Below are 13521 nucleotides of genomic sequence, written 5' to 3'. Positions count from 1 at the left end.
CCATGGGCCTGAAACCTGTGTTGTTGTCACTGAGCCTGCTCGTGGGCGCCAACGCCTGGGGCATGGATGAATGCCAGTTGAACCTGAGCGAAACCGCCGTGGATTTCGGTCTGGTGAACCGAGCCGTGACCCAAGGATCGAGCACCGAACACCTGCTGGGTGAACGGCGTTTGAGCCTGACCCTGAACTGTCCCAACCCAAGCGAGCTGAGCCTGTTCTATCGCGCGTTTGCGGCCGGTGGCGAGCGCTTCCAATTCACCCCGCGCGGCAGCTACAGCCTGCGCGCCAGTGATGCGCTGCTCGACGGCCAGGCCGTGGAACTGGGCTTGTTGCCCGGCAGTGGCCAGCCTGCGGTCAGCAGCGGCTCGACCCTGGCCTGGCGCCCTGACCACGGGATGGTGCCGATGCGCGCTGGCGTGCCGGTGAGCGGGCGCAGTCTGTCGCTGCAACTGCTCGTCAGCGCCTGGGCCAGGGACAACGCCTTGCGCGTCAGCGATGCACTCACCTGGGACACCAGCGGCGTGTTCGACGCGGTCCACACCGGGCGCTCGCGGGAGCTGCGCCTGCAAGCACGCTTCGCCCCGGCGGCCTGCACGCCCAGCCTGTCCAACGGCGGCACGGTGGCCTTGGGCAAGTTGTCGGTCATGGACCTGCACCAGGACAAGGAAACCGCCCTGCCTGCCCGGCCCCTGGTGGTGAGTGTCACGTGCGATGCCCCGGCGACCTTCGCCCTGCGCCTGCAGGACAATCGCCAAGGCTCTGCCACCGGCCCGGCGGACGACACCACTTACGGCCTGGGCCTCGACGCCCGGCAGCAGAAGATCGGGCGCTACCGGTTAGTGTTCGACCCGCAACGCACCACCGCCGACAACCTTCCTCAGTTGTACCGCACCGACTCCCCCACCGGCGCCTTGCCCTGGAGCAGTGCCAGTGCAAGCCCGCTGGCGATTGGCGCGAGCCGCTTCCTCGGCTTCAGCGCCAGCGCCGGCACCACCAGCGGCCCCGAGCCGATTCAGAACCTGAGCGCCACCACGAGCCTGGAAGCGGTGATCGCACCGCTGGGCACGCTGGACCTGGGCAGCGAAGTACGCCTCGACGGCGCCGCCACCCTCGAACTCAACTACCTCTAGGAGCCTTCCCCATGAAACCGATCCTGCTGCCCGTGGCCGCACTGGCCATGCTCACCGGCACCGCCCACGCCGCCTCCACCGTCGACTTGGCCGTGACCGGGCTGATCACGCCCATGGCCTGCACGCCGCTGCTGTCAAGCGGCGGTCTGGTGGACTTCGGCAAGATCTCGCGCAATGACCTCAACCTCACCAATGGCACGCGCCTGCCCCACAAGTACCTGACCCTCACCGTCAACTGCAACGCGGCCGGGCGCTTTGCCCTGCGCATGCGCGACAACCGCGACGGCACGGCCCACGTCAACAGCGAGATTTTCTACGGTCTGGGCCTGGATATCAGCGGCAACAAGATTGGCGTGTATTCGGTGAGCTTCGACCCCAAGCAAACCGTGGTCGATGACCTGGCCGTGGTGTACGGCACCGAGTCCACCACCGGTGGCCTGGCGTGGCGCACCGCCAACCTCAACCCCATCGATGTCGGCTCGCGCAGCCTGCTCGGTTTTACCGATGTAGTGGGCAGTACTGCCGGCCCATCGGCCATCCAGACGCTGACCAGCACCTTGAAGCTGGAAGCCACGATCAACGCCCGGCAGAACCTGGACCTCAGCGTGGAAACGCCGATGGACGGGTCGGCCACGTTGGAAGTTGTGTACCTGTAACGCCCTTTTTCCTTCCCCCCTGTAGGAGCAACACCATGAGCATCACCCGTAACCTGTTGATCACCGCCTTACTGGCAGCAACCGGCAACGCAATCGCCGCCTCCAACGTCGACCTGAGCGTCAAGGGCACAATTACTCCAAGTGCCTGCTCACCCGCCCTTAGCAACGGCGGCGTGGTCGATTTCGGCAAGCTGTCAGCCAAGGACCTGCGCCCGACGCAGCACACCTACTTGCCCTTTCAGACCCTGCAAATGTCGATGACCTGCGAAGCCGCGACGCTGTTTGCGATTGCCGTCAAAGACAACCGTGAAGGGACCGAGTCCAGTCTCGACTATTACAACTTCGGCCTTGGCTTGAACAATGGCAGTGAAAAAATCGGCTATCTCACGATGGGGCTGACAGGCCCGATGGCGGATGACGTTTACGTACACGGCATTGCTTCACGGGACGGTGGCGTGTCCTGGGAGAACGATAGTTCGTTCATCGACGACGGACTTACGAGTGTTGCCCAATCGGGCTCCGTGGTGCCGATCCCAGTGCAACGCCTGGCCACGGGCCTGCAAGTCCAAGCGGTTATTGCCCCCTCCCAGGGCCTGACGCTGACCAATGAGGTCCCCCTCGATGGTTCCGTGACCGTGACAGTTAACTACCTGTAATCCCTTTAACTATCCCTGTAGAGGAGCAACACCTTGAGCAAATCCCTGAACGCCCTGATCGCCAGCCTGATTTTGGCCGGCACCGGCCACGCATTCGCAGCTTCCAGCACTGATTTGACCGTGCGCGGGTTGATCACGCCAAGTGCGTGCACACCCAGCCTGGGCAATGGTGGGAACATTGAACTGGGGAAGGTTTCCTCCAAAGACCTCAAGCCCAACGACTTCACCGGGTTGGGCGATTTTGTCACTCAAATCGCCGTTACCTGCGATGCGCCGACCCTGATGGCCATTGAGCCAAAGGATAACCGCGCAGGCTCAGAAGCCATGGGCGAGTCCGTCTACTTTGGCCTAGGGCTGATCAACGGCAACGAAAAGCTCGGGTCGATGTCCGTGTTCCTGGAGAAAGCGTTCGCCGATGGCGTAGCCAGCCGACCGATCGATTCGCTTGATGGCGGGGCTACCTGGGAACGCCACTTCGCCATTGGGCCGGACCGCATCACCTCGGTTGCCGACACTTCGACTTACGCGCCGATCCCGGTTCAGGCCTTTGAGGCCCAGATGACCGTCAGCCCGATGATTGCCCCCACCAGCGGCCTGACCCTCACCCAAGAAGTGCCCATTGACGGCTCAGTCACGCTGACCGTGCGTTACCTCTAAACCTTCTCGCTGGTCACCCCGACATACCGGGAACGACCTGCCCCCAACCCGGCGATGATCGCGCCCAGGCCGATGACGCCGAACACCCAGCCGGTGGCTGCCCAGCCACCGGTCCAGTCATGCAGCACACCCACCGCCAACGGGCCCAATGAGGCCAGCGTGTACCCGATACCCTGGGCCATGCCCGAGAGGTTGGCGGCCACGTGGGAATCCCGCGAGCGCAACACGATCAACGTCAGCGCCAGGCTGAACGTACCGCCCTGCCCCAATCCCAACAGAATCGCCCAGCCCCACAGCCCCTCGAGCGGCGCGTACAGGCAGCCGAACAGGCCGCCGAGGGTCAGCACCATCACGACCACAATCGCCAGGCGCTGGTCCTTGCCACGGGTGGCCAGCCACGGCGCAGTCAGGGCGCTGAGCAGTTGCACGATGATGGAACCGGACAACAGCAAGCCGGCTTCGGTGGCACTCAGGCCACGACTGATCAAAATTGATGGCACCCAGCCAAACACGATGTAGGCCAGGGAGGATTGCAGACCCATGTACAAGGTGACCTGCCAGGCCAATGGGTCGCGCAGCAAGCCTTTCACGCGATAGGCGACCTGATGGGCGCCGTGCTTCTGCCCGACTTGGGGTAGCCAGAACAGCGCCGCGACCAGCGCCGGCACAATCCAGAAACCCAGGCCGAGGGTCCAGCTGTCACCAAAGTAGTGACTCAGCGGCACCGTGGCCCCGGCCGCCAACGCCGCGCCCAGGCACAGCGCCATGGTGTAGACGCCGGTCATGGTCCCGGCCTGCTTGGCAAAGTCGCGCTTGACGATACCGGGCAACAGCACGCCGATGATGCCAATGCTGGCACCTGCGATCAGGCTGCCGGCGAATAGCCCGGCTTCGCCGAATGAGCTGCGCAGGATGATGCCGCCAGCCAGCGTGAGCAAAATCCCCAGCACCACCCGTTCGGCGCCAAAGCGCCGCGCGAGGATCGGCGCCAGCGGCGCAAACAGCCCCAGGCACAACACCGGCAAGGTGGTCAGCAAACCGGCCTTGGCGGCCGACAACCCCAGGCTGTCGGACACTTCACTAAGCAACGGCGAAAGACTCGACAGCGCCGGGCGCAGGTTCATTGCCACCAGGACCAGTCCCATGATCAGCAACCACGGACGACTCACCACCGGCGGGCGGTGTTGCACCACTTCGTCATCGGCTTCGGCGTCGATCAACAGTTCTTCGAGCTTGGTTTCGGAGGTCATTGATCCACTGCCGGCAGAGGGATGGGCATTTGCCCTGATCACAGGTTGAAAAGTCCCACAGCCTATTCGGACGCGCCTACAAGAGCAACGCACTAGGTTTTTTAGGCAGGAAAAGGAGCAGTATTTTCGATTGGTAAAATTACCCTTAGAGGGTAATTATTGGACTCAGGTGTCTTATGGAAAAGTACACACCTCATTACGATTTGGCGGTGGTAAAGGCGGATGTGAGACGGCTTGGCGCCAAGGCGTTCACACGTGCAGCAAAGAAAACCGCAGGAGCGCTCGACCTTGATCTCAGCGAGATGCAATCGATCATTTTCGCGCTGAAAAACAGGATGTTGTACAAGTCGATGACCACCTATGCCGATCATCGTGTCTGGCAGGACGTCTACCACATCCATTCACACGGTCTGGAGATTTACATCAAGGTGACGTATTGCTCCGGCAGTAACCCACCGGTGATCTCCTTCAAAGGGATGAACCTATGAATACCCAACATTGCTTCATCTGCGGAGCCCCCGACGCCATGGTGCGTTTTGAAGGCCGCAGTGAAACCCTGCGCATCAAAGGCATGGAGCGGTGCATTGAAGGTCTTTCGGGCTGGGAGTGCCAGGTGTGCGAGGACGGCATGTACGACCCCGATAGCTGCGAACGCCACGCCGAGGCCAGTGATGAGCTGCTCCACGCCGCACGGCGGAAGATGGGCGCCGAACTCAAGCGTATCCGTCGCAAGCTGCACCTCACGCAAAAAGAAACCGTGGCGTTGCTGTCCGGTGGCGGGCACAACGCCTTCTCACGCTACGAACGCGGCGAAATAACACCGCCCAAACCGTTGATGGTGTTGATGCGCCTGCTGGATCGTCACCCCGACTTGCTCGCCGATGCCAAAGAGCTGGCCGATGGCGCAGACCTGCGCAACGCCTTCACTTACACCCTCAACAACGAAACGCCAGAAGCCCTCAAAGCGTCCTGATCCTCAAAACAATAAACCCGGCACCAGGCCGGGTTTATTTATTCACACATTGATCAATGCAGAATCTGGCTCAAGAACAACTTGGTCCGCTCATTCTGCGGGTTGTCGAAGAAGTCATTCGGCGCTGCCTGTTCGACGATCTCGCCCTTGTCCATGAAGATCACGCGGTTGGCCACGGTGCGCGCAAAGCCCATTTCGTGGGTTACGCACAGCATGGTCATGCCGTCTTCGGCCAGGCCGATCATGGTGTCGAGTACTTCCTTCACCATCTCCGGGTCGAGTGCCGACGTCGGCTCATCGAACAGCATGATTTTCGGCTTCATGCACAGCGCCCGGGCAATCGCCACACGCTGTTGCTGGCCGCCGGACAGTTGCCCCGGGAACTTGTGGGCCTGCTCCGGGATACGCACGCGCTCCAGGTAGTGCATGGCGATTTCTTCGGCCTTGCGCTTGGGCATCTTGCGCACCCACATCGGCGCCAACGTGCAGTTTTGCAGGATGGTCAGGTGCGGGAACAGGTTGAAGTGCTGGAACACCATGCCGACTTCGCGGCGGATCGCTTCGATCTGCTTGAGGTCGTTGGTCAGTTCCACGCCATCCACCACGATGCGGCCTTGCTGGTGTTCTTCCAGGCGGTTGAGGCAGCGGATGGTGGTGGACTTGCCTGAACCCGACGGGCCGCACAGCACGATACGCTCGCCCTGCTTGACGTTGAGGTTGATGTCTTTCAACACGTGGAACTGGCCGTACCACTTGTTGACGCCCTGCATCTGGATAATGCCTTCAGGGCTCACAGGCTGTTTGATCGCTTCGCTCATAACATCAACTCCTAACGCTTGTGGCCTGTGTCGAGCTTGTGTTCCAAATGAATGGAATAGCGCGACATACCAAAACAGAAAATCCAGAACACCAGGGCGGCGAACACGTAGCCTTCGGTGGCCATGCCCAACCATTTCGGGTCGGCGGCGGCTTGCTTGACGCTGTTGAGCAGGTCGAACAGGCCGATGATGATCACCAGGCTGGTGTCCTTGAACAACGCGATAAACGTGTTGACGATGCCGGGGATTACCAGCTTCAGGGCTTGCGGCAGAATCACCAGGCCCATGCTGCGCCAGTAACCCAGGCCCATCGCGGCGGCCGCTTCGTACTGGCCCTTGGGAATCGCCTGCAAGCCACCGCGCACCACTTCGGCCACGTAGGCCGACTGGAACAGGATCACGCCGATCAACGCTCGCAGCAATTTGTCGATGCCCATGCCTTCAGGCAGGAACAACGGCAGCATCACCGAGGACATGAACAGCACGGTGATCAACGGCACGCCGCGCCAGAACTCGATGAAAGTCACGCAGACCACACGAATCGCCGGCATGTTCGAACGCCGCCCCAGTGCCAGCACAATGCCCAACGGCAAGGCGCCGGCGATACCGACGGTGGCGATCACCAGGGTCAGCATCAGGCCGCCCCATTGGCTGGTCGCCACGTTGCTCAGGCCGAAGATGCCGCCGTGCAACAGGAAGAACGCGATGATCGGGTACAGCACCAGGAAGCCCAGGCCGTAGATCGCCTTGCGCGGGAAGCGCGAGATGAACAACGGCGCCACGCCGACGATGGCCAGCCACACGGTCAGGTCCACGCGCCAGCGCAGGTCGCCGGGGTAGTAGCCGTACATGAACTGCCCGAAGCGCTGTTGGATAAACACCCAGCAGGCGCCTTCCTTGGTGCAATCGGCGCGTGTAGTGCCAACCCAGTTGGCATCCAGGATCGCCCAATGCAGGATCGGCGGCACCACCAGGTAGACCAGGTAGAACGCCAGCAACGTCAGCAGGGTGTTGAGCCAACTGGAAAACAGATTGGCGCGCATCCATGCCACCGGGCCGAACACTTTGCTCGGCGGCGGCATATCAGGTTTGAAAGTATGCGTACTCATGGGTGTGTCCTCACCGCTCGATCAGCGCAATGCGCTTGTTGTACCAGTTCATCAGCAGCGAAATGCTGATGCTGATCGCCAGGTACACGCTCATGGTGATGGCAATGACTTCGATGGCCTGGCCGGTCTGGTTGAGCACCGTGCCGGCAAACAGCGAAACCATTTCCGGGTAACCGATACCGGCGGCCAGCGAGGAGTTCTTCGCCAGGTTGAGGTATTGGCTGGTCAGCGGCGGAATGATCACCCGCAGGGCCTGCGGGATGATGACCTTGCGCAGCGTCGGTCCAGGGCGCAGGCCCAGGGAGCGCGCGGCTTCGGTCTGGCCGTGGCTGACGGACTTGATGCCCGACCGCACGATCTCGGCGATAAACGCTGCCGTGTAGACGGTCAGTGCCAGGGTCAACGCCAGCAGTTCGGGGATGAGTACCCAGCCGCCGACAAAGTTGAAGCCCTGCAACTTGGGCATTTCCCAGTGCAGCGGTGCACCGAAGATCAAGGCGCACAACGCCGGGATCACGATGAACAGCGCCAGGCCCGCCCAGAATTTGTGGAACGGTACGCCGGTCGCTTCGAAGCGCTTGTTGGCCCACCGCGCCATCAGCACGATTGCCACGATGGCCACCACGACGCTGACCACAAACGGCCAGAAGCCATCAGCGGCAAGCGCGGCCGGCATGTTCAGGCCACGGCTGCTGACAAAGAAGGTATCGCCGAAGTTATGACTGTTACGCGGCCCCGGCATGGTCAGGAACACCGCGAAATACCAGAACAGGATTTGCAGCAGCGGCGGAATGTTGCGGAACACTTCCACATACACCGTCGCCAGCTTGTTGATCATCCAGTTCGGCGACAGCCGTGCCACGCCGATGATGAAGCCCAGCAGGGTCGCGAGGATCACGCCGATCACGGTGACCAGCAAGGTGTTGAGCAGACCGATGACAAAGACCCGGGCATAGCTGTCCGATTCGGTGTAGTCGATCAAATGCTGCGCGATGCCGAAGCCGGCACTGCGCTCAAGAAAGTCGAAACCCGAGGTAATGCCCCGGTGCTGAAGGTTGGTCTGGGTATTGTTGAAGAGGTACCAGCCCAGCGAGACCACCGCCACAATCGTGATGATCTGGAAGAGCCACGCACGCACTTTGGGATCGCTGAAGCTGAGCTTCTGCTTGGGTGCGCCGATTTGATTTTGCATGAAGTGCCCCGGAAATAATGGAACAGAACATCACCCGGCGGTTGGCCCACCGGGTGACAGAACCATCAGCGATCAGCGCACAGGTGGTGCGTATTGAATGCCGCCGTTGTTCCACAGCGCGTTCAGGCCACGGTCGATTTCCAGCGGGGTGCTCTTGCCGAGGTTGCGCTCGAACACTTCGCCGTAGTTACCGACTTGCTTGACGATCTGTACCACCCAGTCTTTCTTCACTTTCAGGTCTTTGCCGTATTCGCCGTCGGCACCGAGCAGACGGGCGACGTCCGGGTTCTTGGTGGACTTGGCTTCAGCTTCAACGTTTTTCGAGGTGATACCGGCTTCTTCCGCGTTGAGCATGGCGTAGCCAACCCAGCGCACGATGGCCAGCCACTCGTCGTCGCCGTTACGCACGACCGGGCCCAGTGGCTCCTTGGAGATGGTTTCCGGCAGTACCACGTAGTCCTTCGGCGACGCCAGCTTGCTGCGCTGGGCGAACAGCTGGGACTTGTCGGAGGTCAGCACGTCGCAACGCCCGGATTCCAGCGACTTGGCGCTTTCATCGGAGGTATCGAAGGTGATCGGGGTGTATTTCAGGTTGTTGCCACGGAAGTAGTCGGAAACGTTCAGCTCAGTGGTGGTACCGGCCTGGATGCAGATGGTTGCACCGTCCAGTTCCTTGGCACTTTTCACGCCCAGCTTGTTGTTAACCAGGAAGCCGATACCGTCGTAGTAGGTAATGAAGCCTGGGAATTTCAGACCCATGCCGGCATCGCGGGAGCTAGTCATGGTGGTGTTGCGGGACAGGATGTCGACTTCGCCGGATTGCAGCGCGGTGAAACGCTCCTTGGCGTTCAACTGGCTGAACTTGACCTTGGTCGCGTCGCCGAATACGGCAGCGGCAACAGCACGGCACACGTCAGCGTCGATCCCGAGGATCTTGCCGCTGGCATCCGGCACCGAGAAACCCGGCAGGCCGTCACTCACGCCACATTGCACAAAGCCTTTCTTCTGCACGGCATCCAGGGTGGCGCCGGCTTGGGCGAAACCACTGACACCCAGTACAGTCGCCGCAGTCACGATGGCCAGGGTGGATTTCAATACCTTCATTCAAACCTCCAGTTGCTCTTGTTGTGTCGGAGCTAAAACCTCTGCGCACCCTTATGAGGCGATATCGACCCGTGTTGGCTTTTTTTAGGGTCAAGCAGCATGAGGCTTTCGCGGTAATTCCAGCGGCTATCCCACAACGGCAGTCACTGATAGTGTTACCGGCCCGGGATAGTTCTGACATCGACCTACACATAGCAAGGCGCGTACCAGAGTGGTGGCTGAGTCGTTTCAGCCCACTATCAAGAGCAAAAGATTCAACCTTGCGACATTCTCTTAACAGATCAACCTGTCGCGCACCGTTCCGTCGCACTTAATCGGAGCGCACGCACATATATGGAGCAGACATGACCGAACCCTTGATTCTTCAGCCCGCCAAGCCCGCAGACGCCTGCGTAATCTGGTTGCATGGCCTGGGTGCCGATCGCTACGACTTCCTGCCGGTGGCCGAAGCCCTGCAAGAAAGCTTGCTGACCACTCGTTTCGTTTTGCCCCAGGCACCGACCCGTCCGGTGACCATTAATGGCGGCTACGAGATGCCCAGTTGGTACGACATCAAGGCCATGAGCCCGGCCCGTTCCATCAGCCTCGAAGAGCTGGAAGAATCGGCGCGGATGGTCACCGATTTGATCAAGGAACAAAAAAGCAGCGGGATAGACGCTTCGCGGATTTTTCTCGCCGGTTTTTCCCAGGGTGGCGCGGTGGTTTTCCACACGGCGTTTACCAAATGGCAGGGTGCCTTGGGTGGCGTGATTGCACTCTCCACCTATGCTCCGACCTTCAGCGATGAGTTGGAGTTATCCGCCAGCCAACAGCGTATTCCGGCCCTATGCCTGCATGGCCAGTACGACGACGTGGTGCAAAACGCCATGGGCCGCAGCGCCTATGAGCATTTGCAGAGCCGTGGTGTCACCGTGACATGGCAGGAATACCCAATGGGCCACGAAGTGTTACCCGAGGAAATCCGCGATATCGGCGCTTGGTTGACCGCACGCCTGGGCTGAAACCTAAGTTTATGTAGCCGTATGACAGACGCACTACGCCGCGCCCGTTTCTTGCATTACACTGGCCGGCGTACATTCCTTAACCAATTAATGAGATCACCGTGCTCGAAGCACTCAAGAAGATGTTCGGCAAAAGCGAGGCCGAGCCGCTCGCGCCTGTTCCCAGTGCTCCTGTCCCGACTGCCGGCAGCCGCAATGACGGCCAACAGCCTGCTCGGACTGCGCCTGTCGCCCAGCCGACGACGCCTACGGTGACCGCGCCCGAACCGGTAAAAGAAGCTGCGCCGGCCCCCAAGCCGCGCCGTGAGCGCGCGCCCAAGCCGCCGGTAATCCCGTGGAAACTCGAAGACTTCGTCGTCGAGCCCCAGGAAGGCAAGACCCGCTTCCACGATTTCAAACTCGCCCCGGAACTGATGCACGCCATCCAGGACCTGGGTTTCCCGTACTGCACGCCGATCCAGGCGCAGGTGCTGGGCTTCACCCTGGCCGGCAAAGACGCCATCGGCCGCGCCCAGACCGGCACCGGCAAGACCGCCGCGTTCCTGATCTCGATCATCACCCAGCTGCTGCAAACGCCGCCGCCGAAAGAGCGCTACATGGGTGAGCCGCGCGCACTGATCATCGCCCCGACCCGCGAGTTGGTGGTGCAGATCGCCAAGGACGCCGCCGACCTGACCAAGTACACCGGCCTCAACGTCATGACGTTCGTCGGCGGCATGGACTTCGACAAGCAGCTCAAGCACCTCGAAGCCCGCCACTGCGACATCCTGGTGGCCACGCCTGGCCGCCTGCTGGACTTCAACCAGCGCGGCGACGTGCACCTGGACATGGTCGAAGTGATGGTGCTGGACGAAGCCGACCGCATGCTCGACATGGGCTTTATCCCACAAGTACGCCAGATCATTCGCCAGACCCCGCCGAAGAACGAACGCCAGACCCTGCTGTTCTCCGCGACCTTCACCGAAGACGTGATGAACCTCGCCAAGCAGTGGACCACCGACCCGTCCATCGTCGAGATCGAAGCGGAAAACGTTGCTAGCGAAAACGTCGAGCAACACATCTACGCCGTGGCCGGTGCCGACAAGTACAAGCTGCTCTACAACCTGGTCAACGACAACGGTTGGGAGCGCGTGATGGTGTTCGCCAACCGCAAGGACGAAGTGCGCCGCATCGAAGAGCGCCTGGTGCGGGATGGCGTCAACGCCGCGCAACTGTCGGGCGATGTGCCACAGCACAAGCGCATCAAGACGCTGGAAGGTTTCCGCGAAGGCAAGATCCGCGTGTTGGTGGCGACCGATGTGGCGGGCCGTGGGATTCACATTGATGGCATCAGCCACGTGATCAACTTCACCCTGCCGGAAGTGCCGGACGATTATGTACACCGCATTGGTCGTACCGGTCGTGCTGGCGCGGCGGGTGTGTCGATCAGCTTTGCGGGGGAAGATGATTCGTATCAGTTGCCGTCGATCGAGACACTGCTGGGGCGCAAGATCAGTTGCGAGACGCCGCCGACGCATTTGTTGCGAGCTGTAGAGCGCAAACGCCCGTAAAGCTGAAATACGATAAAAATGTGGGAGCGGGCTTTTGTGGGAGCTGGCTTACCTGCGATGGCATCACCTCGGTTCAACTGAAAAACCGAGGCGCCTGCATCGCGGGCAAGCCCGACTCCCACAAAAGCCCGCTCCCACATTGGGTTTTGTGTTCGACCTAAGACTTCCAGCGATCCGCTGCGGCATGGTCGCTACTGCGCCCTTCCACCCAACGCGGCCCTTCGCTGGTATTTTCCTTTTTCCAGAACGGCGCCCGCGTCTTCAAGTAGTCCATCACAAACGCACAGGCATCAAACGCCGCCTGCCGATGGGCACTGGCGGCGCCTACAAACACAATTGGCTCCCCCGGTTCCAGCGCGCCGATGCGGTGCAGCACTTCCAGCTTGAGCAATGGCCAGCGCTGTTCGGCTTCCACGGCAATCTTGGCCAGGGCTTTTTCGGTCATGCCCGGATAGTGCTCCAGGAACATCCCCGCCACGTCCAGGCCATCGTTGAAGTCGCGCACGTAGCCGACAAAACTCACCACCGCGCCAACGCCGACATTGGCCGCGTGCATGGCATTCACCTCGGCACCCGGATCGAACGCCTGGGCCTGCACCTGAATGGCCATGATCAGCCTCCGGTCACGGGTGGGAAGAACGCCACTTCGTCACCCGCCTGCACCGGCTCATCGCGGCGGCACAACTCTTCGTTGCGCGCGCACATCAGGCTGGGCTCGTTGAGTACGGCAAACTCCGGGTCACTGGCCAGCGCGAGGCGCACCGCATCGACGGTGGCGAAGTCGCCTTCCACTTCCAGCGAATCAAAGCCTACCGCCTCTGCGTAACGCGCAAAAAACAATACGTTGATGCTCATGCCTGATCCGCCTTGAAGTGCCCGCTCTTGCCGCCCAGCTTTTCCAACAGGCGGATGCTTTCGATGGTCATGCCACGGTCCACGGCCTTGCACATGTCGTAGATCGTCAGGGCAGCGACGCTGGCGGCGGTGAGGGCTTCCATTTCCACGCCGGTCTGGCCGGAGAGTTTGCAGCGCGCCAGGATGTGCACCGAGTCTGCGCCATCGGCGCTCAGTTCGACCTTGACGCCCGTCAACATCAACGGGTGGCAAAGCGGGATCAAATCACTGGTTTTTTTCGCCGCCTGGATCCCGGCGATGCGGGCCACGGCAAACACGTCGCCCTTGGGGTGGGCGCCGTCGACAATCATTTGCAGGGTCTCGGGCAGCATGCGCACCCGGGCTTCGGCCACCGCTTCACGGAACGTCACGGACTTGTCGGTGACGTCGACCATATGGGCGCGACCTTGGGAATCGAGATGAGTCAGCACAGGGATACTCCTGATCAGGAGCACCGATTGTAAACCCGGCGGTCAGATTTGCGCATGCCTTTGTGGGAGCTGGCTTGCCTGCGATGCAGGCACCTCGGTG

The 13521-nt window shown here is 61.1% G+C and carries 16 protein-coding genes; 8 read left to right on the top strand and 8 right to left on the bottom strand.

Annotated features, from left to right (window positions below):
- The first annotated feature begins 2 nt into the window (after window positions 1-2).
- The 4 genes from ACU688_RS07500 to ACU688_RS07485 are packed head-to-tail and all read left to right on the top strand — an operon-like array spanning window position 3 to window position 3099.
- Window positions 3-1130: a DUF1120 domain-containing protein gene (locus tag ACU688_RS07500; RefSeq protein WP_448184225.1), complete on the top strand. Its 1128-nt coding sequence runs from the start codon at window positions 3-5 to the stop codon at window positions 1128-1130.
- Between the two features lie 11 nt (window positions 1131-1141).
- Window positions 1142-1786 carry a DUF1120 domain-containing protein gene (locus ACU688_RS07495; RefSeq protein ID WP_448184224.1) on the top strand — a complete coding sequence of 215 codons (645 nt, stop codon included), beginning with the start codon at window positions 1142-1144 and terminating at the stop codon, window positions 1784-1786.
- A gap of 35 nt (window positions 1787-1821) precedes the next feature.
- On the top strand, window positions 1822-2442 hold the full coding sequence (locus ACU688_RS07490; protein ID WP_448184223.1) for a DUF1120 domain-containing protein: 621 nt from the start codon (window positions 1822-1824) through the stop codon (window positions 2440-2442).
- 33 nt (window positions 2443-2475) lie between these two features.
- Window positions 2476-3099 carry a DUF1120 domain-containing protein gene (locus ACU688_RS07485; protein WP_448184222.1) on the top strand — a complete coding sequence of 208 codons (624 nt, stop codon included), beginning with the start codon at window positions 2476-2478 and terminating at the stop codon, window positions 3097-3099.
- Here the strand turns inward: ACU688_RS07485 and ACU688_RS07480 are convergent.
- On the bottom strand, window positions 3096-4349 hold the full coding sequence (locus ACU688_RS07480; protein ID WP_448184221.1) for a CynX/NimT family MFS transporter: 1254 nt from the start codon (window positions 4347-4349) through the stop codon (window positions 3096-3098). The two genes, ACU688_RS07485 and ACU688_RS07480, sit on opposite strands and share 4 nt — an antisense overlap.
- 176 nt (window positions 4350-4525) lie before the next feature.
- Between ACU688_RS07480 and ACU688_RS07475 the strand changes: the two genes are divergently transcribed.
- Together ACU688_RS07475 and ACU688_RS07470 are read left to right on the top strand one after the other, a co-directional pair.
- Window positions 4526-4837: a type II toxin-antitoxin system MqsR family toxin gene (locus ACU688_RS07475; protein WP_448184220.1), complete on the top strand. Its 312-nt coding sequence runs from the start codon at window positions 4526-4528 to the stop codon at window positions 4835-4837.
- Window positions 4834-5322 carry a type II toxin-antitoxin system MqsA family antitoxin gene (locus ACU688_RS07470; RefSeq protein ID WP_448184219.1) on the top strand — a complete coding sequence of 163 codons (489 nt, stop codon included), beginning with the start codon at window positions 4834-4836 and terminating at the stop codon, window positions 5320-5322. The genes ACU688_RS07475 and ACU688_RS07470 overlap by 4 nt, the downstream gene beginning before the upstream one ends.
- Window positions 5323-5375: 53 nt before the next feature.
- Here ACU688_RS07470 and ACU688_RS07465 read toward each other — a convergent pair whose 3' ends face one another.
- The 4 genes from ACU688_RS07465 to ACU688_RS07450 form a co-directional block, all read right to left on the bottom strand.
- Window positions 5376-6140 carry an amino acid ABC transporter ATP-binding protein gene (locus tag ACU688_RS07465; protein ID WP_010444394.1) on the bottom strand — a complete coding sequence of 255 codons (765 nt, stop codon included), beginning with the start codon at window positions 6138-6140 and terminating at the stop codon, window positions 5376-5378.
- Between the two features lie 11 nt (window positions 6141-6151).
- Window positions 6152-7249 (bottom strand): amino acid ABC transporter permease, encoded by a 1098-nt coding sequence (locus tag ACU688_RS07460; protein WP_026136786.1) that lies wholly within the window; start codon window positions 7247-7249, stop codon window positions 6152-6154.
- A gap of 10 nt (window positions 7250-7259) precedes the next feature.
- Window positions 7260-8441, bottom strand: a complete 1182-nt coding sequence (locus ACU688_RS07455; protein ID WP_124527387.1) for an amino acid ABC transporter permease — start codon at window positions 8439-8441, stop codon at window positions 7260-7262.
- 72 nt (window positions 8442-8513) lie between these two features.
- Window positions 8514-9545, bottom strand: a complete 1032-nt coding sequence (locus tag ACU688_RS07450) for an amino acid ABC transporter substrate-binding protein (RefSeq protein WP_257781572.1) — start codon at window positions 9543-9545, stop codon at window positions 8514-8516.
- A gap of 344 nt (window positions 9546-9889) precedes the next feature.
- Between ACU688_RS07450 and ACU688_RS07445 the strand changes: the two genes are divergently transcribed.
- A complete protein-coding gene (locus tag ACU688_RS07445) occupies window positions 9890-10546 on the top strand; it encodes an alpha/beta hydrolase (protein ID WP_448184218.1) in 657 nt (218 codons plus the stop codon).
- Window positions 10547-10641: 95 nt separating this feature from the next.
- On the top strand, window positions 10642-12096 hold the full coding sequence (gene rhlB, locus ACU688_RS07440) for an ATP-dependent RNA helicase RhlB (protein ID WP_448184849.1): 1455 nt from the start codon (window positions 10642-10644) through the stop codon (window positions 12094-12096).
- A gap of 157 nt (window positions 12097-12253) precedes the next feature.
- On the opposite strand, the gene moaE is transcribed toward rhlB, so the two are convergent.
- From moaE to moaC, 3 genes are read right to left on the bottom strand one after another with little or no spacing between them, the layout of a single operon-like run.
- The gene (gene moaE, locus ACU688_RS07435) at window positions 12254-12706 is read right to left on the bottom strand and encodes a molybdopterin synthase catalytic subunit MoaE (RefSeq protein ID WP_448184217.1); all 453 of its coding nucleotides are present in this window, start codon (window positions 12704-12706) and stop codon (window positions 12254-12256) included.
- A gap of 2 nt (window positions 12707-12708) precedes the next feature.
- Window positions 12709-12951: a molybdopterin converting factor subunit 1 gene (gene moaD, locus ACU688_RS07430; RefSeq protein ID WP_448184216.1), complete on the bottom strand. Its 243-nt coding sequence runs from the start codon at window positions 12949-12951 to the stop codon at window positions 12709-12711.
- A complete protein-coding gene (moaC, locus tag ACU688_RS07425; protein ID WP_017736740.1) occupies window positions 12948-13421 on the bottom strand; it encodes a cyclic pyranopterin monophosphate synthase MoaC in 474 nt (157 codons plus the stop codon). Before moaC ends, moaD begins: the two co-directional genes overlap by 4 nt.
- Between the last annotated feature and the right edge of the window lie 100 nt (window positions 13422-13521).

This window comes from Pseudomonas acericola (SeqCode), assembly GCF_053456465.1.
Note: the sequence above shows the minus strand (reverse complement) of the source record. Positions and strands in the feature narration are given on the sequence as shown.

What these genes read in the sequence shown, in the direction of transcription:
- ACU688_RS07465 (WP_010444394.1), bottom strand. Translation starts at nt 6,140, where the DNA reads ATGAGCGAAGCGATCAAACAGCCTGTGAGCCCTGAAGGCATTATCCAG.
- ACU688_RS07480 (WP_448184221.1), bottom strand. Translation starts at nt 4,349, where the DNA reads ATGACCTCCGAAACCAAGCTCGAAGAACTGTTGATCGACGCCGAAGCC.
- moaD (WP_448184216.1), bottom strand. Translation starts at nt 12,951, where the DNA reads ATGAGCATCAACGTATTGTTTTTTGCGCGTTACGCAGAGGCGGTAGGC.
- ACU688_RS07470 (WP_448184219.1), top strand. Translation starts at nt 4,834, where the DNA reads ATGAATACCCAACATTGCTTCATCTGCGGAGCCCCCGACGCCATGGTG.
- ACU688_RS07475 (WP_448184220.1), top strand. Translation starts at nt 4,526, where the DNA reads ATGGAAAAGTACACACCTCATTACGATTTGGCGGTGGTAAAGGCGGAT.
- ACU688_RS07455 (WP_124527387.1), bottom strand. Translation starts at nt 8,441, where the DNA reads ATGCAAAATCAAATCGGCGCACCCAAGCAGAAGCTCAGCTTCAGCGAT.
- ACU688_RS07495 (WP_448184224.1), top strand. Translation starts at nt 1,142, where the DNA reads ATGAAACCGATCCTGCTGCCCGTGGCCGCACTGGCCATGCTCACCGGC.
- ACU688_RS07490 (WP_448184223.1), top strand. Translation starts at nt 1,822, where the DNA reads ATGAGCATCACCCGTAACCTGTTGATCACCGCCTTACTGGCAGCAACC.
- ACU688_RS07460 (WP_026136786.1), bottom strand. Translation starts at nt 7,249, where the DNA reads ATGAGTACGCATACTTTCAAACCTGATATGCCGCCGCCGAGCAAAGTG.
- moaE (WP_448184217.1), bottom strand. Translation starts at nt 12,706, where the DNA reads ATGGCCATTCAGGTGCAGGCCCAGGCGTTCGATCCGGGTGCCGAGGTG.
- ACU688_RS07500 (WP_448184225.1), top strand. Translation starts at nt 3, where the DNA reads ATGGGCCTGAAACCTGTGTTGTTGTCACTGAGCCTGCTCGTGGGCGCC.
- ACU688_RS07450 (WP_257781572.1), bottom strand. Translation starts at nt 9,545, where the DNA reads ATGAAGGTATTGAAATCCACCCTGGCCATCGTGACTGCGGCGACTGTA.
- ACU688_RS07445 (WP_448184218.1), top strand. Translation starts at nt 9,890, where the DNA reads ATGACCGAACCCTTGATTCTTCAGCCCGCCAAGCCCGCAGACGCCTGC.